The 20,370-nt window shown below is 44.3% G+C and carries 13 protein-coding genes and 1 pseudogene; 7 read left to right on the forward strand and 7 right to left on the reverse strand.

Translation table 11 applies throughout. The features are described 5' to 3' along the window. Nucleotides 1-153: 153 nt before the first annotated feature. Together QUB63_RS16420 and QUB63_RS16425 are read right to left on the reverse strand one after the other, a co-directional pair. Nucleotides 154-5,445 (reverse strand): AAA family ATPase, encoded by a 5,292-nt coding sequence (locus QUB63_RS16420; RefSeq protein ID WP_332946320.1) that lies wholly within the window; start codon nucleotides 5,443-5,445, stop codon nucleotides 154-156. 78 nt (nucleotides 5,446-5,523) lie between these two features. After that, nucleotides 5,524-7,497 carry a carotenoid oxygenase family protein gene (locus QUB63_RS16425; RefSeq protein WP_332946321.1) on the reverse strand — a complete coding sequence of 658 codons (1,974 nt, stop codon included), beginning with the start codon at nucleotides 7,495-7,497 and terminating at the stop codon, nucleotides 5,524-5,526. 592 nt (nucleotides 7,498-8,089) lie between these two features. On the opposite strand from QUB63_RS16425, the gene QUB63_RS16430 reads away from it, so the two are divergent. The 6 genes and pseudogenes from QUB63_RS16430 (at nucleotide 8,090) to surE (ending at nucleotide 11,984) form a co-directional block, all read left to right on the forward strand. Continuing rightward, entirely contained in the window at nucleotides 8,090-8,371 is a 282-nt protein-coding gene (locus QUB63_RS16430) for a hexameric tyrosine-coordinated heme protein (protein WP_332946322.1), read from the forward strand. A gap of 63 nt (nucleotides 8,372-8,434) precedes the next feature. Further along, nucleotides 8,435-9,187, forward strand: a complete 753-nt coding sequence (locus QUB63_RS16435; RefSeq protein WP_332946323.1) for an alternative oxidase — start codon at nucleotides 8,435-8,437, stop codon at nucleotides 9,185-9,187. 592 nt (nucleotides 9,188-9,779) lie between these two features. Beyond that, nucleotides 9,780-10,157, forward strand: a complete 378-nt coding sequence (locus tag QUB63_RS16440; protein ID WP_332946324.1) for a hypothetical protein — start codon at nucleotides 9,780-9,782, stop codon at nucleotides 10,155-10,157. Between the two features lie 165 nt (nucleotides 10,158-10,322). Further along, complete coding sequence (locus QUB63_RS16445) at nucleotides 10,323-10,994, forward strand: glutathione S-transferase family protein (RefSeq protein WP_332946325.1); 672 nt, start codon at nucleotides 10,323-10,325, stop codon at nucleotides 10,992-10,994. 131 nt (nucleotides 10,995-11,125) lie between these two features. Beyond that, a pseudogene (locus QUB63_RS16450) lies at nucleotides 11,126-11,242 on the forward strand (GMC family oxidoreductase N-terminal domain-containing protein); the annotation flags it as partial. Nucleotides 11,243-11,306: 64 nt separating this feature from the next. After that, nucleotides 11,307-11,984, forward strand: a complete 678-nt coding sequence (surE, locus tag QUB63_RS16455) for a 5'/3'-nucleotidase SurE (protein ID WP_332946326.1) — start codon at nucleotides 11,307-11,309, stop codon at nucleotides 11,982-11,984. A 379-nt stretch (nucleotides 11,985-12,363) separates the two neighbouring features. Here the strand turns inward: surE and QUB63_RS16460 are convergent, their stop codons facing one another. Continuing rightward, nucleotides 12,364-12,486: a hypothetical protein gene (locus QUB63_RS16460; protein ID WP_332946327.1), complete on the reverse strand. Its 123-nt coding sequence runs from the start codon at nucleotides 12,484-12,486 to the stop codon at nucleotides 12,364-12,366. A gap of 486 nt (nucleotides 12,487-12,972) precedes the next feature. Between QUB63_RS16460 and QUB63_RS16465 the strand changes: the two genes are divergently transcribed. After that, nucleotides 12,973-13,848 carry a pentapeptide repeat-containing protein gene (locus tag QUB63_RS16465; RefSeq protein ID WP_332946328.1) on the forward strand — a complete coding sequence of 292 codons (876 nt, stop codon included), beginning with the start codon at nucleotides 12,973-12,975 and terminating at the stop codon, nucleotides 13,846-13,848. Nucleotides 13,849-13,982: 134 nt separating this feature from the next. On the opposite strand, the gene QUB63_RS16470 is transcribed toward QUB63_RS16465, so the two are convergent. The 4 genes from QUB63_RS16470 to QUB63_RS16485 all read right to left on the reverse strand — a co-directional run bounded on the left by QUB63_RS16470 (nucleotide 13,983) and on the right by QUB63_RS16485 (nucleotide 20,331). Continuing rightward, nucleotides 13,983-15,197 carry an FAD-dependent oxidoreductase gene (locus QUB63_RS16470; RefSeq protein ID WP_332946329.1) on the reverse strand — a complete coding sequence of 405 codons (1,215 nt, stop codon included), beginning with the start codon at nucleotides 15,195-15,197 and terminating at the stop codon, nucleotides 13,983-13,985. A gap of 493 nt (nucleotides 15,198-15,690) precedes the next feature. Next, on the reverse strand, nucleotides 15,691-17,223 hold the full coding sequence (locus tag QUB63_RS16475) for a phytoene desaturase family protein (RefSeq protein WP_332946330.1): 1,533 nt from the start codon (nucleotides 17,221-17,223) through the stop codon (nucleotides 15,691-15,693). 375 nt (nucleotides 17,224-17,598) lie between these two features. After that, nucleotides 17,599-18,084, reverse strand: a complete 486-nt coding sequence (locus QUB63_RS16480; RefSeq protein WP_332946331.1) for a CRR6 family NdhI maturation factor — start codon at nucleotides 18,082-18,084, stop codon at nucleotides 17,599-17,601. 312 nt (nucleotides 18,085-18,396) lie between these two features. Further along, the gene (locus QUB63_RS16485; RefSeq protein WP_332946332.1) at nucleotides 18,397-20,331 is read right to left on the reverse strand and encodes a DUF3685 domain-containing protein; all 1,935 of its coding nucleotides are present in this window, start codon (nucleotides 20,329-20,331) and stop codon (nucleotides 18,397-18,399) included. Between the last annotated feature and the right edge of the window lie 39 nt (nucleotides 20,332-20,370).

Consider the following 20,370-nt stretch of genomic DNA (forward strand, 5'->3'; position numbering starts at 1 on the left):
AAGGCAATGGAGCGAGCCTCTTCGTCCCGATCGGCTGCACCCCCACTATACCCAGGACGGTGCAACCAAACTTGATATGACCAATTACCAATTACCAATTACCAATTACCAATTACCAATTCCCCAGGACCAATTCCCCAGGACCAACTTGCGTTATTTCTGTTTTAGGACTACCAACGTAATGTCGTCAAAAACTTTCTGCTTGTCAATATGTTGCCGCACATCATCAATTACTGCTTGTCGAATTTCTTCAACCGTTTTGTGGCGATTTTCTTTCACCACTTGGCACAATCTTTCTATGCCGTAATACACTCGATTTATATTTACAGCTTCGGTAATTCCATCTGTGTAAAGCACTACTACATCCCCTGGATTAAGATGCACTTGAATTTGGGAAACAAAACCCGAAATATCTTCCTCTAATCCCAGAGGAAAGCCGAGTTCCATTGTATCGATACGTTCGATGTTACCATCAGTACGGACTACAATTATTTCTTCATGTTGACCGCTGAGGGTAAGGTTACTATCTTGATAATCTAACAAAGCCAAGGTCATGTTTCTAGACGAGTCGATGCGCTCGATATTGGCATAAAGGGTGCGGTTTAACACATCAAGAAACTTCACCGGATCGGTTTCCTTCATTTGTTGGAGAGTGCGGACGGCGGTTTGCGCCATAATCATTAATACGCCACTTTCTAAACCATGTCCGGTAACATCGCCGATGCTAATTTTTACCTGATCATTTTGGGTTAGCACGTCGTAGTAGTCGCCGCCAACTTCATCGGCAGGTTGCATATATCCAGCTATTTCTAATCCTTTAATTTTATCTAGTTCTGATTGTTTGGGCAAGATCATTTGTTGCAGTCGTTTGGTGACTTCTAACTCAGCACTGAGGCGGATGTTTTCGGCTTTAAGTTTGTCGTTGAGGGCGCTAATTTCCTGGTTGGCTTGGGCGAGTTGGGCGGTGCGTTGTTGCACCTTTTCTTCTAAAGTTTGATAGAGGCGGGCATTTTCGATGGAGATTGCAGCTTGGGCGGAAATGATGTTGAGGACTTCTAGGCGATCGCGCGTAAAAGCCCCCGCTGTTAAATTATTTTCTAGGTATAGGATGCCCATCAACTTACCTCGATCGATCAGGGGGCTACACAAGATAGATTTAGGTCGCTGCTGAATAATATACGGGTCAGATGCAAACCTGGTTTCAGTCGTTGCATCATCAATCGCAAGAGTTTCTTGCGTGCGTTCTACATAATTAATCAGCGAGATAGGAATCTCTTGACTTTCAGTCGCTGACTTGGAGATTAATTGACATCGTTCACCCGTACATTGAGCTTCAATTTTCCACTCACCTGCTGGGTCAGGTATGAGGAAATAAAATTTTTCTGCTCCCGCGTTTTCCAGCAATATTTGCATCAAATTCGAGAGCAATTCATCCAGATGAACTTTCCCTGAGAGCGCTTGGGAGGCTTTGATAATTGTTGATAAATCCAGAGCTTGTGCAGCACCTAAATTGGTAGAAATGACAGTATTTCTGGTCTGAACAATCATTTCGTCTCCTCCACTCGGAAGGCTATTTTTTCTACCGACGATTGGTGCGAGTAATTCAGCATGGCGCTCTTCTAAATCTTTAACTTTTGCCTTGGCTCCCCAGCGAATATAAGCATAGTAAGCGTCAATTAGATAGGTACGCGCTACTTTCTGACGACCTAAAGTTAAATAAAATTCTGCTGCTAGTTCATTGGCGAGGGCTTCGTGCTGGACGTATCCATTTTCCCTGGCTCCATCTATCGCCCGGTCGTAATATTCCATTGCTGAGAAAGATTGCCCTAAGACGCGGGCTTTTTCTGCTTCTACTAAGTCATACTCATGCTGGTAATTCATTGGGCAATGTTGCGCCCAATATTTCATCTTTTCCTGATTTTCTTCTACTTGTTTCAGATATTGTTGCTGCTTTTCCTCACTTTCCTGAAAATACTGAGCTAAAAGAGCCAGAGAATAGTAATAAACATGGTTATTAAAGCTAATGTTAGCTTGAACAAGCATTGAATTATTTAACGCTGTTTTAGCATTAATTATAGCATTTTTATAATCTTTAAATAAATAGCAAAGTAGGGTTTTTGCAAAAAGCACTCTAAATAAAGACATTAAATTATTAATTTTTGTCAAATAAGCAATAGCTTCTCCCTCATTCAAAAATTCACCAGTTAAAATTAGGCTATTATCTGTTATGCCTCGTAAATTTGCGACTAATTGACCAATTATTTTGAGCAGATAAAACTGATATTCTTGGGAAAAATTATCGGCAAAATCAATATAGTGTTTTTGTTGTTCTTGCACGTAGTCTAGATGATCGCCATTAAAAAACAGATGAGCGCAGTAGTAATCAGCAGCATGACAAGCATATTCTATATCTCCAAATTCTAAGCCGCTATTAATTGCTTGACGAAGGGGTTCTATAGTTTCCCTAGTATGCTTTTTGAAGTGCGTAATACAGATGGAAACATTAACCAATATTTTAGAACGAAACTCTTTGGCATCTAACTGCTCTAATACTTGTAAAGAAAGTTTACCAAGTTGATAGGCAAAATCTATATCTGGTATGAGCCAACACACCAGTACTCCGTAAATAGAATAGGCAAAAGTACACTGTGGCGAATTCCCATACTGACGAGAAAGTTCGATCATAGTATATAGAATTGGTAGCGATAGCGGGCTTTCTGCGAAGCAAGCTGGTGGGAAAATCAGAACTAAAAGCTCCATAGCCGCCAGCTTGTAGGGCTCGGTCATTTTTGGCAGCGTAGCTAACTCCTCAATATTAAGTTCTTGCGGGGGTAATTGAGATATTGTCCCTCCCAGTATTTCTAGAACTTGTAGCCCCGTATCTAAAGCAGATTTAATCTGGTTTTTAGCGAGTTCAAGCCTAATTTTCAGCACATATAAGTTGACTTGTTCGAGGATTGTTTTGGCTTTTTTGAGAGTGCTATCGCACAAAATTACTGCTCGTTCTAAATTGGCATTGAGATATTCGGCTTCCGCCACTTCCAGATAAAAATCAAATGTCAGCTCGTATCTAATTTCCCAGCTATCTTGACTCAGGAGTTCTATACCTACATTCAAATAATTAACAGCAACTTCATACGCAGTCGCGGCCTTTGCTTTCTGTCCGGCGATCAGGTTTAATTCAGCCAACTCATCTTTTTCGGACTGATTAGTTAGCAAATCTGTGCCAAAATTCAGTTGGTTAACCAGAGCAAAAATATTATCTTTTCGCTCTTGCTCTGTTGTATTATTCAGCAACAGTTGACCAATTTTTAGGTGAGTGGCTTTTTTCTCCGATTCTGGAATCAAAGAATAAGCTGCTTGCTGCACTCGGTCGTGCAAAAATTTGTATTCAACTTTGATATCCCGTACAGATGCCAACTCTTCCTGGGCAAATACTAGAGGAATTTTGTAATTTTCAGACAGCGGCAGAATCAAACCCGCTTGCATTGCCTCCCACAAATGAGCAGCCGTCACTAAGTTTGATTCTTCGTTGACCATTGATAAAACTTCTAAATTAAATTGGTTGCCGATACAAGCCGCTAGTTTTAATAATTTCTGGGTTATTTCTGGGAGTTTGCGAATATTTCGGGCAACCAGTTCAACGATATTGAAATCTGCGAGACCAATTGCTTGGATTTGTTGAATATCCCACTCCCAGCGGTCTGTATCTACTTGATAAACCAGCAGATTTTCGGAGTACAGGGTTTTGAGTAGCTGCGTTAAGAAAAACGGATTTCCTTGGGTTTTATTAAAAAGTAATTCAGAAAAAAGCTTGATTTGCTCTGAGTTTACGCTGGCATCGAGAGTGTCGGCGATTAATTGGTTGACGCTATCCAAAGCCAGGGCCTGAATGGTGATATTATTCACCACCGTTTCATTTTCTTGAATTTTTTCTAGCGTTTGAATTAAAGGATGAACGGGACTTACTTCGTTATCTCGATAAGCTCCAATCGTTAACAAATATTTGTTATCTGGGTCAGTGACTAAGAGTTGGATTAACTTTAGAGATGCCGAATCTGCCCACTGTAAATCGTCTAGGAATATTACTAGCGGGTGTTCGGGTTGACAAAAAACGCGAATGAATTGTTGAAATACCCGATTAAATCTGTTTTGCGATTCCGAAGATCCCAGTTGAGGAACTTCCGGCTGTTTACCGATAATTAGTTCTACTTCGGGGATAACATCAATAATAACTTGACCGTTATTATCTAGCGCTTTTAATAATTTTTCTTTCCAAACAGCAATCTGTTCGGAACTTTCGGTTAATAGCTGACGAACTAATTCTTGAAATGCTTGGATTAAAGCTGCATAGGGAATATTGCGCTTAAATTGGTCAAATTTACCCGCAATAAAATACCCCCTCGCTGCTACAATTGGTTTATGAACTTCATTGACAATTGAAGTTTTACCAATCCCGGAATACCCGGAAACCAACATCATCTCGGTGGCACCAAGGCTGACTCGCCCAAAGGCATCTAGAAGAATTTGGACTTCGGTTTCTCTGCCATAAAGCTTCTGGGGAATGAGTAATTGGTTGCCGCGATCGCGTTGACCGATGGGAAAGTTTTCAATCTGACCAGTTGTCTGCAATTGCTGCAAACAAGTTTCCCGGTCAAATTTTAATCCCGCCGCACTTTGATATCGGTCTTCCGCATTTTTTGCTAATAATTTCATCACAATATCTGAAACCGCTTGAGGAATTTCTGCTACCTCTTTAGGTGGGACGGGTTGTTTGGCAATATGACAGTAAACCAACTCCATCGGATCGGTGGTATTAAATGGCAACTGGTTGGTCAGTATTTCATAGAAAGTCACTCCTAAAGAATAGAAGTCGGTGCGGTAGTCAATTGCTCGATTCATCCTCCCCGTTTGTTCGGGTGACATATAAGCGAGAGTCCCTTCTAGCAAGTTGGGATTGCTAATGCTTTGGTTTTTCAATTCCAAGCGCGATGAAATACTAAAGTCAGTCAGTTTTACTTTTCCGGTCGCTGGATTGATAATGATATTTGAGGGCTTAATGTCTTTGTGAATGATCGGTACTTGATGGAGATAGATCAAAGTTTCGGATAGAGCGATCGCTACTCTCAAAAACTCGCTTAATGACAGTCGATTTGCTGCCATAAACTCATAGAATGACTGACCGCCAAAATCTTCTAATATTAGAGCAAAACTATTCTGATAAGTTTCTAACCTATATGTTTTGACAATCCCTGCACAATCTAAATTTTGAGTAAGTATAAATTCTTGTCTTAAATTGGTGATTTGTTCTAGGGTAGGATGTTCCTCTCTTATTATTTTAACGATAACAGGTTTTTGCTCCCGATTTCTTATACCTCGGTAAACAACCGTTCTAACCCCGTCGTAAATCTTTTCTCTAATTTCGTAACCTGAAATACCTATCATTAATTTTTACCTTTACCTTTTAATAAACTATTATAGCTCCCAGCCCGATTCTCCATAAATCTAGCTGCGAGCAAATTTTTACTCCCTTGCAAAACGCGGGTACAACTCTTTAGCAAACAACTCCTGAATCTCTTGCTCGAACTCCGGAGGGTATTGGAAGTTCTTTGCTAAGTCCTCATAATCTTCTTTCAGGGAGATTTTGTATTCAGATAAACGAGATCCTATTTGTTGTAACCAAGCTGTATGCAATGTGAATGTAAAGTCTAGGGATTTATGGCTCAGTTTGCATTTCGGCCCGCCAGACAAATTGTCAGCCTCGAAAATCCAGATTTCATTTCTTTGGGGAGTGAAAACGGTACAAACTATATAACCGTCAGTTGAACTACCTTGATTACCGCGACGCGGCATAAACTGCGGTGAACTGACGATGTAGCCAGGATCGAACTCATAGCGATCGGCAATTTTCATCGACTGCGTTTCCAGTCGCAGCAAGCAAGCTGGTACGCCCTTTTCAGCCAGAGCCAAAACATCTGACTGCGGTACTTCCTGATACTTATAATCCCGGTATAAGTGGCACAAAAACTCGGTGGTTAAATCCTTCCACAGTCCGAAAGAAATCCAGTAGATATTATCTAGCTTTCTGGGAGTTTTACCTGACGGTAATCGGTCAAGGTAGGCGTATAATCCAAGCCCCCATGTATATTCGATATCCCAGATAACTTTTGGCTCGATGGTTTGATCTTGGTTGTTTAGGTCAATTACGTAGCGTCCCAAACGGCTGATGTCCATCTCATTCAGTTCCATCCCAGGCAAGTTTTTAGGCACGGGATTGTGAGGTTGATAAGCGGAAAGATCGTATTGACGCAGCCATTCAGCAACGTCCCAAGCACAAATATGAGCTACGTGGAGCGTAATTTTATCCTTAGGATTTTCATAGTCCACCAAAAAGTGAGCAGCTTCGAGGGGAATTACCACTTTCCGCGCGACAACTTTAACTTCTGGTTCGTTCAAGGCTGGACGCTGCCCCTTCCCCTTTTGCAGATCGCTGCGGCTAACGATATAAATAATAGAATCGGGTGAAGGTGGACTTCCTAATAAGTCCCTTAAAATTCTTTCTCGCTCCTTGTCGCCTGGAAAAGGATTGCCTAGCAACTGATCCAGTCCGGTGCTAAAGGCTGTATCCATCAGTATTACATATTTTTCGGTTACTCCAATCTGATGGATAGTTTGCTTAATGCTGACTGGTGAGCCATGAGGATTTACCAGCGTCCACCGCTCCAAGTGAGTCACTCCGTCCCAGCGAATCAGATAGACAAAATCTTCTAAACCCTTAAATTTTTCCCAAAATTGACGAACTTCTGGAAAGAGTTCGTCTATCTCTTTAATGGAAGGTATAGTCTGAAGAAAATTTTCTAACGATCTACCATAATTAACTGCGAACATCTCGCCCGTGTAGGTATCAAAAGTAGGATGGGCGGTACTAAAAATGGGTGGAAAAAGATAGGGCAGAGGAGCTTCAGGACGCCACTCTTTATTTGACCCAACTGGTGTCACCAGATGGAGACTATCGGTATCAATTTCATAAGGACGACCCGCATCATAAGTTACTAATAACCGTTCCTGTTCGTCTTTGGAGAATTTCACGGGCAGAAAAGCTGTATTTAACTCGTTGCGCGCGCCAAGAAGTAAGGAGAACCTTAAGATACCTTGATTGCGAAACCCCAACTTAGTACCCTTAGTTGCCTCATCAAAATGGTAATCTAGAGGCTTGACAATCCGCGTTTTTAACATTACTTTACCCTTTTGATTAAAATCAAGTCGGTAAACCATGCCATCGCCATTCAAGAATGAGTCTCCGTCTGTAAATGGAAGACCTCCTGATTCAACGGTTCCCACTGGCGCAACAATAAAGACGTAACCTTGTACTTCGTCTGGTAAGTTCCCTTCAATATTCAGTGGGACGCGATCTAGTTCTTTTCTGCTTGCAGTCATAATTGACTGAGGAACTGGGGGACAGCCTGCTTTGGTATTGCTCTGAGTAATTTCGCTCATGTAACTCTCCTGAGTTGAGATGTAATAATGGTAACAGTGTAGATGAGTATTTGATTTATGAATGGGAAATGAGGACTGGAACTTAGATACTATCCTTGGTAAGGATTTCTATCTATTCTCCCATCCCCTGCGTCAAAGCGCAATTTGAATAGACATTAACTTATTATCGGCTCTCTCGTACTTATGGTGATAATGTAAGCTAATAATTTAGCAGAATCAAGGGTTTCAACGTTCAGCCCTCAGATATTTAGTATCATCTGCTACATTGTACGTTAAGCATCCGGGAGAGCCTAACGATGCTGTTTCGTCTTATCTATTTATAGCTCACCCACTTTTACAGGATGTTAGCAGCCGATCGCGATCGACAACAGGACTGACGCATTTCTATCCAGGAAACCTGCTTTTTTACCCTTACTGCGAACTACGGAGCAGAATTTTCGTAAAAAACCAGATTCCCGGCCACCCGTGAGTAAGTCCTGGATAAATCGTTTAAAATATGAGCTAGCTCATTGAAGCAATTACAAAGCTGTTGCACGATCGAAGTAGATGAACAGTCGAAGCTCTATCAACACACCACTATTGAGATATTGAGATGAATAGCACAACAGTTTCCAACGATTCACCCGCAGCCCCACCACCTGAAATTACGCTGATTCCGAATAATTCGCTGTTAACCGAAACGCCGGAAGAGGGGCGGCAATTAGCCGTGAAAATGGCGCGTCTGATTATCAAAATGACTCAGCCGGATGAAGCGAAACGGTTACAACTGCGAGAGATTTATGGCAATGATGCCATGATGCTGATTGCCGTTGGACAGACGGTGGCGACAGAGTTTGCCACGATCGCCGCCGCTAACAATTACTGGCGCAAATAATCAAAAGCGCAGAGTAATTAAACAAGTCGGGCTGTTCAAAAAATCCTTGTTGAGGAATGAATCATGAAAGTTTTGATTCGATTGATTGTCAGTTTTTTCGTATTCATTATTGATGTCGTTTACGGAAATCGTTCCTACGCTCGGTTTTATATGCTAGAAACGATCGCCCGCGTGCCCTACTTTTCCTATCTATCGGTGCTGCATCTTTACGAAACCTTGGGTTACTGGCGCAAAGCAGACTTGTTGAAAGTTCACTTTGCTGAAACCTGGAACGAATTACATCATTTGTTGATTATGGAAGAGTTGGGGGGCGATCGCCTGTGGGTCGATCGCTTCATCGCTCAACACCTTGCCGTGGCTTACTACTGGGTAGTCGTGCCGCTCTACATGATATTTCCCCAGTACGCCTACTACCTGATGGAACTGATTGAAGGTCATGCCTACCACACCTATGACGAATACTTGAAGAAAAATGAAGAGGAACTAAAAGCTCAAGCTGCACCCGAAGTCGCAATCAACTTTTATCGCGATGGCGATCTCTATATGTTTGAAGAAGTTCAAACTACCTCAAATCGTGAATTTCGCCGTCCCAAAGTGGATAATCTCTACGACGTGTTCGTAAATATCCGCGACGACGAAGACGAACACGTAAAAACAATGGTGGCACTCCAAAAACCAGAAGCGCGGCAAACCTTTCACAGTCCTCACATGGTTTTCGTTGCGACAACAGCTTTACCAATAATGGGAACAGAAACCGAGACTCTTGAACTAAGTTCAACTCTTGTTGCTCCATCCAGTTCAGAGGATTCTCAATAAATACCTGAACAACTCCTTTTTTGACAGCATTGTTTACTCAGTTTAGCGGTTGGCTATTCCGAGCCGGATTTTCCGATTAATCATCTGCATACAAGCCGCGATTCTGTCAAGGAAAATGTCTCATTTTTTAATAACTGAAAAGTCGTGTATTTCCTGGCACTTTGGTCAACTATATAGGTGAATTGAACCCAATAATTAAGGTTCGTAGTGCGGACTGAAGTCCGCAGCCGTATAGCGGACTGAAGTTTGCACTACAAACCGTTTTTGTTATGGTAATCTAGCGGGCATGATACAATATGATTTTGAGAAAAAATTGCTACAAGATTAATGTTTTGTTTGTTTACAACTACCCCGATAAGAAGGTGCGTCGCTCTTAAATGGTCGCTATTTTTCAGGGATTGTTGATGGCTCCACACCCTACTTACGGCGTTTACGATCTAACCCTTGTAGGGTGTGGAGCCACGAAAAATCATCGCTGTAGCTCGAAATTAAACGAGCGACGCACCATGTAATTTATACCGGGATGAATAACTCAGATTTGGGATACGGTATAAGTGGGAAAAAAGTCACAATTCTCACCATAAGGAAAACCATGAAAAAACTACTTGCAAAGTCCGCGTTACTTCTTGCTCTGCCAATCTGTGTATTAGCTAATTTTTCCTTAAAAGCCTCGGCTGATTCTACTGCTAATCTCATCCTCAGTACCAAATGTCAAGGCGGTTATAACATCAATATTTGGCAGAATAAAACTTCCCGCGAACTTCTCTATCGCGCCACCAGTTCCAACGGTAATTTAAGTTTGGGTAGAGGAACTGTCAAAGCGACAGAAGGTGTGAAAGTGTATAAGTTTCGGAAGGAAAATTATGAATATTGGGTGTGGGATGGCACGTTGGATAGCCCGAAGTCGGGAACTTTAGAGGTGTATAAAAACAACCGTATCTTGAGCCATAAAGCTTGTAGGAAAAGTTGAATCTTTGAGAGGGCATTAAGCATTATTTTGAAACCCCGTTAGGGCAAAGATTTTGAGTTGCGAGCGCTCAAACTAGATCGTCTTATTGTCAAAGATTTTGAGAAAATGATTACCCTATATACCGCACAGTCATTGTGGGGACTACCCAGCATTAGCCCAGCCTGTATGGAACTTGAAACCTGGTTTCGCATGGCAAAGCTGCCTTACCACACGGTTGTCGTCACAGCAGACAATTTTGAGCTAGCTCCCAAGGGTAAAATTCCTTTCATCGACTATCAGGGAAAACTGGTGGGTGATGCCACTTTAATCATCGAGATGCTGAAGCAAAAAGAAGCGATCGATCTTGATGCTGGTTTGACTCGCATTGAGCGATCGATCTCTCTAGCGTTCCGCCGCACGCTCAAGGAGAATACCCATTGGGGAGTAGCCTACATTCGCTACAACATACAAGAAAACTGGCAAGACTTTCGAGCAGTGTTAGCGCGCGGGCTTTTCCCTGAGACTCCACTAGAATCATCAGAACCGTTTGCCGAAGAGTTTCGTAAAACGGTACTTTCTCAAATGTACGGTCAAGGAATCGGTCGTCATAGCAGTGAGGAAATCATCCAGATTATCTGTGCTGATTTCCAAGCCCTCTCAGATTTCTTGGCAGATAAACCGTTTTTTATGGGAGAGCAACCCACAACGTTAGATGCCACAGCTTATGCCTACGTTGGTAATTTCATTAAACCACCCTATGGCAGCTCAATTGTTGACTGCGTTCTCGGGCGATCGAATCTCTGCGAGCACTACGATCGCATGAATCAGCAGTTTTTTGGCGATCGGTCTTTAAGCTAATCGATTCCGGTTCATTCCTGACTAAATTAATCGATTACAAACAACAGAGAAGGAGAATCTCTAAAAGTGGATACTGAAATACCAGAGCATATCGCTTTACCGAGGAATAAGCCGCCCTCAAAAACCGCAAACTCTTTTTACGACGCGGCAAAGTTCTGGGAGGTAGCGGCTCAATCAATGCCATGATATATATCTGCGGCAATGCTCATACGATCGATCGCCACCAACCAACAACCAGTTTGGGCTAAAGCTACCAGGAGGCTTGCAGCCTCTTAGAGCTCAAATCGGTTCTATAAAACAGACAAATTTTCAATGACGATAATTTTAACCAACGACGACGGCATCGACGCTCCAGGGATTCAGGCACTTTTGCAGGCTGTAGAAGGCAAGACTATTATGGTGGCCCCTCAAGGGCAATTGTCGGGCTGCGGGCATCAGGTGACGGCTCACAGTCCGATTCATGTCGATCGGCGATCGGAATTTGAGTATGCTGTAGGGGGAACACCGGCCGACTGCGTGCGCATCGCTCTCCATCACGTTTGTCCCAAGCCGGATTTAGTGCTTTCCGGGATTAACGCCGGCGGCAATTTGGGCGTTGACGTGTACATTTCGGGTACGGTGGCGGCGGTGCGGGAAGCAGCCATGCACGGTATTCCGGGCATCGCAATTTCCCATAGAATTAAAAGGCCACTGGAAATTGACTGGGATGTCGCGACTCGCTGGACATCGCGGGTATTGGCTCAGTTGCTCAACCGGGAATCACAGCCTGGGTGTTTCTGGAATGTGAATTTGCCGCATTTAGCGCCGGGAAGTGCGGAACCGGAAATTGTGTTTTGCCAGCCTTCGACGCAGCCGCTGCCTGTGGTTTACCGGATGGAGGGAGAATACTTTTATTATGTGGGAGAGTATGGAAATCGCGATCGGGCGCCGGGGACTGATGTTGACGTGTGTTTTGGCGGTAATATTGCTGTGACTGAGATATCGCTGTGATAGATTTGGGCGATCTAACTATATGTTTTTATCGATAAATTCTTAACAAAGCGCGTTAAATGCGATCGGCAATGCAATAGTTTGATATTCCTAGCTAAAAACTGATTTGAATATACTTTGGGTTAAGCGCAGCAGATACCCTAAATAAAAGAGCGTGTCCTCTCAATTACTCATAATAAACAAGGTTTGTAGTGAGGACTTTAGTCCGCAGGCTATCGGGACTAAATTCCGAGCGATCGAACCAATTTTATGATAGTGGTTCGAGCGGACACGAGTTCATGAATCGGTTTGAGAATTATCCCAAAATGGGATATTTCGATGTGAAAAAACTATAGCAATGAACATTGAACAGGATTAATCGCCATCCCTAGAATGGCAGCTATCTCTCCTTCTGGCCGTCCGTGCTACCATAATTTTTCTTGTCATCCTTCGGCTTAGCAACACCATCAGGTTGTTTCTTTGGCTTTTTGACTTCTTTGTTGCTTTTTCTTTCTTTTGACATAATCATTCCTCAATTTTTACTCAGAATAACATTGATTGAAATATCTGCTTAACCGCAAGTAAAGCGACTTGCCTCGCACAGATGTTACTCGCTGTTAGTTTTGTATAATCTTTGGTAAATTATCAGCTAGGTTTTGAACACGTAGCATCTACCGTTAGGTATATCAATCCCTCATCGGTACAATGTCTGAAATTACTTTTAACCGGACAGTTTTTCGCTGTCCGTCTGAAACCCTTGATTTACCGGAAAGCCTATCGTGTGCCTCCCCAAGCGTTGCCTTCCTACCGATCCCCGTGAAACCATTATTCTACGGTTGACGGTCAAACACAGTCCGAAGTGTGGCAAAAAGAAGCAAGTATATTGAGAAATATAAAGTTAATTTTCAGCTTGCTTCAAAGTGCGATCGCCACCGCTCCATTAGATATAAAATATTTATAAAGAGTGAGTATTTCTAGATAAATTTTCGCTATTAGGAATCTGACCCCTATGGAAGTAACCGAGCTGCTCAAAGACTACGAAAATGGCAACAGAGACTTTGCAGGCGCCGATCTGGGCGGAGCCAACCTCAGCGGAGCTATCTTGGACGGAGTAAACCTTTCGAGGGCTAACCTGTCGGGAGCTAACCTGAGTCGGGCGCATCTGGCCAAAGCAGAACTCAACGGCGCAAACCTGTGCAGGGCAAATCTGAGTTTTGCCAAAATGGGCCAAGCCAGATTGGCCGACGCAGATCTCACGAAAGCCAATCTCAGCGGAGCTTTCCTCGTCAAAGCAAAACTGCCCAGGGCCAAGTTGAGCGGCGCCCAACTCATAGGTAGCAACCTGCGCAGCGCCATCCTCTGGAATGCCAATTTGTGTGCGGCCGACTTGCAATTCGTCAACCTGCGGGGCGCGAACCTCACGGGAGCAAACCTCAACTGGGCCAACTGCGGAGGGGCCAAACTCAGCGGTGCAAAGCTCTTTGCCGCTCAACTAACAGGCATCAATCTCAGGAAAGCTTACATCAACGGCATCGACCTGAGCAGGACGGATCTCAATGGCGTCAACCTCAGCGAAGCCAAACTCAACGGGGTCAACTTGGAAGGCTCGAACTTGGTAGCAGCCAATCTCAGCGGAGCTCAGTTGCGGGGCGTCAAGTTGAGGGGAGCAGATTTAACCAGGGCAAATCTGGTGGGAGTTTCTTTGGTGCAAGCAAACCTCGATTGGGCTAGGCTGTGCTATGCAGACTTGAGCGAAGCCGACTTGAGCGGCGCAACATTCATCGGAGCAAACTTTGAGGGTACTCAGTTAGCTGGCGGATCGACAATGGGCGCACCTGTGACGTATGGTGTCTACTTAACTGCGGCAGGTTGTGTCGCAGCGTAAGCATTCGGCAAAAATCACTCTCGCATTGGTTTAACTTTTGATGCAGACATTATTAATTAATTACTTTTGTGAGAGTGCTGCACCGACAAGCAATTTACCGCTATTTTCCCGAGTTTGTCGCCTCACCATTGAGTTCATCCGATTAATTTTGCGACTCGCAAAGCAGAGGTAATCGCTCCTTCGTGCAAACCATTCCCTAAATAAGCTCCCGCATGATAAGTGTTGTTCTCGCCGTTAGTCTCGATAACTTCGTCTCGGTATCGAAAAGACTCGACAGTATACAGCGGCGTGTGATGTTTTTGAATGTGAATAATCTGGTTTTTGTCGATCGACTCGAAGAGTCGAAACGCTAAGCTGTACTCTCGCGGCGACGAGATGCCACAAAGCTGATTCAAGCTCGCATTGTAGCCCCATCCCTTGTCCGTCTCGAAAAAATCAAATTCTGAGAACTTGCGGATACCGTAGCGATCGTACATCGAAGTATCCGAATGCAGTACAGTCGTGGCATAATTAGGTTTCCACGCCCCAAACCGCTTCATTTCCGCCTCCGTCGGGTCAGCCAACAGCCTCATCACCTGGTCTGGCGGCATCGCAAACACCACCTTATCAAACTCCTGAATCTCCCCATTAGCAAGCACAATTTTTACAGCATCAGCACTTCTGAAAATGTTGGCAATCTCCACATTCAGCAGTATATCGCCCTTAAACCGCTCCAGAATCTTTTCAATGTAAGAATACACGCCGCCTTTAATTCTCACCCAGTTGACCGAGGCATATTCCCGCAGAACAGGCATCGCCAATTGGGCTGGAAAATCGTCGAGCAATTCCAACGGTATCGAGTAGCTGTACATCGTCAGCAACTTCAGCCAATCATTGCGGACGCACGACTTTTTCAAACTCTGAGAAAGCGGCATATCGTAGAAATCGTGCTGTTTAGCAAACCGCATTTTTAAAATAAATCCAGCCGATCGAGCGTAGAGACTATCGAGGCGCAAATACTCGATCAGGCGTTGGATGCCGGTGAAATTCTTTTGGATCGATACTCGCGACAAAAAATGGTGGCCATTTTTAAAAAACAGCGCTGAACCAATCTGCACAGGTTCTAATTCAACGCCTAGCTCCTGCATCAAAGCCACGAAATTGTAAAACACAGTCGGAAATTCCAGCACTCCATTTTCTAATATTTCATGGCACTCAGATTGATTGGGCAAAACATTTTTATTGAGCGTGCGAATGTGTCCGCCTAAAATCGGCTCCCTTTCCAAAACAGTCACGTGATGCCCATGTTTGTTGAGCCAGTAGGCTGTAGCCATACCGCTAGCTCCGCCCCCAACAATTGCAATTCTCATGGTTAACTCCTAAATTGATAGTGGGATTGTTATTAATTGAATGCTTGTATTCCGGGTAGGACACGGCACCGATCCGAGGTGTCAATTTAACCAGAAAAACTTTGTATCTCTCGTTTATAACTTAGTCTCGATCCCCCTCGCATACCCCTTCTTAAGGGGGACAAGACGAAAAACTTTTGTATCTCTCGTCGATCGCCGAGACCTGATCCCCCTAAATCCCCCTTAAGAAGGGGGACTTTGATCTGTTTCCTGTTCCGCCATTCGATCGGAGGGCGCCGGAAGAATCGGGAAGACTTTAAAGCTCTTGTCCCCCCCTTCTTAAGGGGGGTTAGGGGGGATCGGGGTTTCAGCATCAAACAGTAGATCCATGCTATATTTGATGCTAAGCTGACACCAATAGGCACAGCCGTCTCCTCATAGATATGAGCCAATTTTCGATCGCCCAAACCTCAACCCAAAGTCCGAAATATCGCAGTTATTTAATTGTGATTCCTCACCCTAAAATCGCATCGCCGGATAAACGTTGATAAAGCAGCGCCCCCGTCCAAAATGTCGGCGCAAAGCCTGGATAGCCCGAGGAGGCGTTGCAGAAATAGAAATTGTTGAGGGATGTTTCGTGATTTAGCCGATCGACCCCCATGTTTTTCGGCGTCAGGGTAGAACCGTAAGAATTGCCGTTAGGACACCAGCAGAAGCGCTCGTTAGTGGTAGGACTTCCGGTAATATGAAACACCATGTGTTTGCGGAAATCTGGAACATAGTGTTTTTCTACCACATCTAAAATCGAGTCCAGAATCTCTTGTTTTTTCTGCCTGTAAGCTTTGCGATCGCTCTCCCAGAGTTGCTTAAAATAGGCGTAATTAGCAACAGTCAGAAATTCCACAATTTGACAATCTTCTGGACAATCCCGCCGCGCTTCCGTTAGTAAAGTTGGTGTTGTAATTGCAAAACTCGGACGAGAAAAATCATTTTTATCGTACATTTGAGCAAAAGCTTCATTCAGATCCAAGTGTTCCGAATGAAACGTATTCCACTTGCCAAATCCGTAGTCTCGCAGGTCGATATCTTTGACAACGCAGTACACCATGTAATTAGATGCAGAATACTCGTAGTCGAGTTTCCGCCGCACTGTTTTAGAGAACAGTTCCTCTCCAATCATCTTGGCCGCTCTTTTGGGATCGAGGTTGCAAATCACCGTGTCGCCCGTGAATTCATGGGTTTGATGGGTAGTCAAATCCATCGCTTCAACTCCAGTTACAGTTTTGTTTGTAACTCGAAAATTCGTGACTTCATGGTTTAGTAGAACTTTCCCGCCGTTAGATTCAATGACTTTAACTAAAGAATTGATGACATCTTCAAAATGCTGCGTCGGGTAAAATGCACCTTCTTGATAGCCTCGAAACAAAGCTATCCAAGCATAGAAAGAAAGCTGGTTCGGCGGCAGCAAAAAGTCCGGCCATTGCAGGGCTAATAGGGTTTGGGCGGCTTGCGGGAGTTGGAACTTGTCAAAAACGTCCTGAAGTGTACTGTTGAGGTGTTGGACGGCGCAGAATACGTCACCGAAATTTTTGAGCAATTCAATTGGTTTGACGGGAGGAGCGAGTTTTCTGAGTCCCGCGCCGGTTTTTTCGACTTCGTTGACGAATTTGCGAATTCTCTCGCTTGCTTCGGGAAACAGCGCCGACAATCGCCGGATCAGTTCCTCTGGTTCCGAGGGAATATCGAGGGCGTACCCCGGCATTCTCATGTGGTCGAAGCCATTCGGATCGTAGCGCTCAAAGGTGACATCGCGATCGAGATTGAGTTTTTTGAGCACTCGATTGACTGTATGTCCTTCGCCGCAGTCCCAAACGTAGTGAAATTGGGCATTAAACCTGTATTTTTTGGCCATTGTAAAGGTGTGGCCAAAGCCTCCGGGATGCTCGTGAGCTTCGAGGATGTGTACGGTTTTGCCGGAGTTTGCCATCAAAGCTCCGAAAACCAGTGCTGATAAACCACTGCCGACGATGAGGTAATCTGTTGTCATGGGAAATTTCCTCGATCGATTGAATCGGGCGATCGTTGTAGAAGGAAGAAGGAAGAAGCAATCGACCGCATGGGTTTCAGCAACTAAGAACGTTCTCACCTACTTATATCTATCTAAACTAACTCTAAATTCTGATAAAAGTGTGAATTCCAGCCACAGCTTTGCGAGGTGCGCTGGTACAAGCATTGTATTAAAGCCGTTTTAGGGTTGCTGTTAAGATTAATTAAGCTTTTATCGATATAACTTATAGCTTGTGGAGCGAGCTTTGCAGGTCACCCCACCACGAAAGAAACCCGGTTTATACCTTTGTACGTAAGTCTTAAGGTATAGAGTCATCTACCTAATTAGGAGGATATTAATTAGATTTCCGAACCCTTATTTGTGCGGCACGATGACATCAAAAAAAGCATCATCCAAATCGTAACCAAACATCTGCGACATCGCCATCAACTTCGATTTACTGGGAATTCCCTGCTGGTTCAACCAATCAGTCAACACAAAAATTTTGCTCATCAAAAACATTTCCAAAGCTTCAGGATTGTACTGAATGCCTTGGGTGCGGTGGAACTGGTGCGGCACCAACATCGCCGCATAGCGCGCCAATTCTCCCGCTTTCCAATCGAGCAAAAACGGCAGCCAAGGATAACAAGCATCCAAGCGAATAAACCACAGCCGCACTTCGGGAAGTTCCGAGATTTCTCGCGGATCTAATTCTTCGCGCGGATACTCAATTTCAAATTGTAGCTGTTGTTCGTTTTGGGCGATCGCCCCTTGGGCCAGCCACTGTTCAATCACAGTCCGCACCGGAGACAAATCTAAACTGTTTATGCGATCGGCATCGATCGCTATCATAATACTCATAAAAAGTCAACCTTATAGCATTAAGTAATCATTATCTATAATACCACCAATCATCAATTAGCAATTACCAATTATCTCTCATGCGACTGATTTATCTCAATCCGTTCACTCCCCTACATTGTCCTCTTTCCTCTTCCCTCTTTCTTCTTCCTTCTTTCTTCTTCCTTCCTTCTTTCTTCTTCCTTCGGACTGAAATCTGTTACATCCGTTACATCCGTTACATCCGCCCTTGCGAATCCGTTGCCGAACTTCCTTGTTCCTTCTTCCTCCGGTCAACTGTCAACTGTCACAGGTCAACTGTCAACTGTTCCCTCACCCGTTTTTTCCAAACTTGCTATCCTGCAAAGAATTACCAATCCCCTGAATAATTCCCCGCCCGATCAAACCAATTCCCCGCCCTATAACCTGAGTCAAAACGTAAACAACAGCAGCACCCAACAGCGAAACAACCGCGCGAACTCTAGGTGCGATCGCATCCCTAGTTTCCAGCAGCAAAGTCAAAGCCAACTGCCACCCTGAAAGCTGTGCTAACTCTCTATTTCTCGGAGCATAAATAGAAATTCTCTTAATTCCAGAATCGCCCAAAACAAACAGCCAAAACCGACTTTCAAAAATAGCTTTTGGTTCCACAAAATAGCTATCCCAGCGATATCTCCACGATAAATTATTCCGAAACCGCTCAATTTCTCGTGTCGAAATCAACTTGCCATCGTAAAAGCTTTGCTTGATTTCCTCAATATTTGCAAAATTATTGAGCAGAGGCTGCACCACTCCGCTAGCAACTTGAACAGCCAAATTTTCCAACAAAGCTTCAGCTCGCTGCATCCCTTGCGGGCTGCCAGCAACACAAGAAATATTGTCAACTGTTAGAGGAATTTCAAATAGCAAATGTGCAAATAAATCAACAGTCATCGGTATTTTGTCAAGAATTTCTGCGGCAACTGCTTTTTCATCTGCCAGCAGCACCGGCACAACTTCTACGCCGCTGCCTGCAAATATATCGGCAGCGCTTACCCCTTGACTTTCTAGCAGTTTCAAGCTTGTTTGACTGCCGTCAAAAACCAAATTTTCTCCCGTTTGCAGCGTATAGTATCTGCCAAAAAAATCTATGATTGTCGCTTCCCACAAATCCCGCAAAATAGCAGGCATTTTTTCCGACAATTGAGTTTGCTGCACTTGCCCCAAGCGCAATTCCTCCAGCAAATCCCGTAACTTCCGCAGGATGGAATTAATCAATTCACGCTTTTTGGTCGATCGCAAAATATCGATTTCCAAAGGCACGCCCGTCAAATTCACCAAATCCAACTGCAATTTAGTCGCCACCGAGTCAAACAAGCTCCGTTGCCAATCACTTGCAACCGCCAAAGATTCAGCCGCCACTTGATAATTCGCCACTTGCAACTGAGAATTATTCAACAAATTCTCCCGTCTTCCTTCTGCCTCTGCCTTCTCCCCTCTTCCTTCTTCCGACTTCCATTTCTCTTCTTCCTTCTCCCCTCTTCCTTCAAACAATAAGTGACTGACAATCCAGCGAGCCGCCAGCAATTCTCGGCGGCGCCCGCTGAGTACAACCCCATCTAAAATAGAAGGCAAATCTGTCGGAGCTGCAGCTCTCACAAGAAGCAAATCAGCTTTGACAACCGCCAAAGCTGCATCTATTTCCCGCAATCCAGACAAACAAAAATAAGCCAGTATTTTTTGGTGTACAGGCGTATCAACTGTCTGATAATCAGCATTTTCCTCTGCATTTGCAGCAGAGTTTTCTATTGTTTCAACTACCGTTGAATTTAGTTCTATTTCCGAGTTAGCTGTCGCATCTGCCGGCCAATAAGTGCGGCCCGATGCCACCGCGCGAATGGCTGCTATTGTCTGGGAAATATCTCTACCTTTAGGACAATAGCCATTCGCGCCCGCAGCTTGTACCTGCGCCAACAGATCCGGTGTCAGCGGCCCGCCTAGCAGCAACAGCGGCAGGTTGGGGTACAAACTTTTGAGTTCGCGACCAACTGCCAGCGCCTCGATTTGACCCGATCGCACATTTACCGTCTCAAAACCCAAAATTACCAAATCAGCGGGCTGGTTGGCTGCTCCAGAGTCGATCGAGCGAGCTTCTAGAACCTGCAAAGCCTCGGTTCCCGTTGATACGTCTGCGACAACTTGCAAATCTGGATACTGCTCGCAGGCGACTCGCAGCCCCAGCCGGAAAATGGGGTCGCGATCGATCGACAGCAGTTGCAAATTACTCACTCGATTTTAGATTTCAGATTAAAGAGGTCGATCGCGCGA

It is taken from the genome of Microcoleus sp. ARI1-B5, assembly GCF_036705795.1.
In the GTDB taxonomy this organism is placed as follows: Bacteria; Cyanobacteriota; Cyanobacteriia; order Cyanobacteriales; family Microcoleaceae; genus Microcoleus.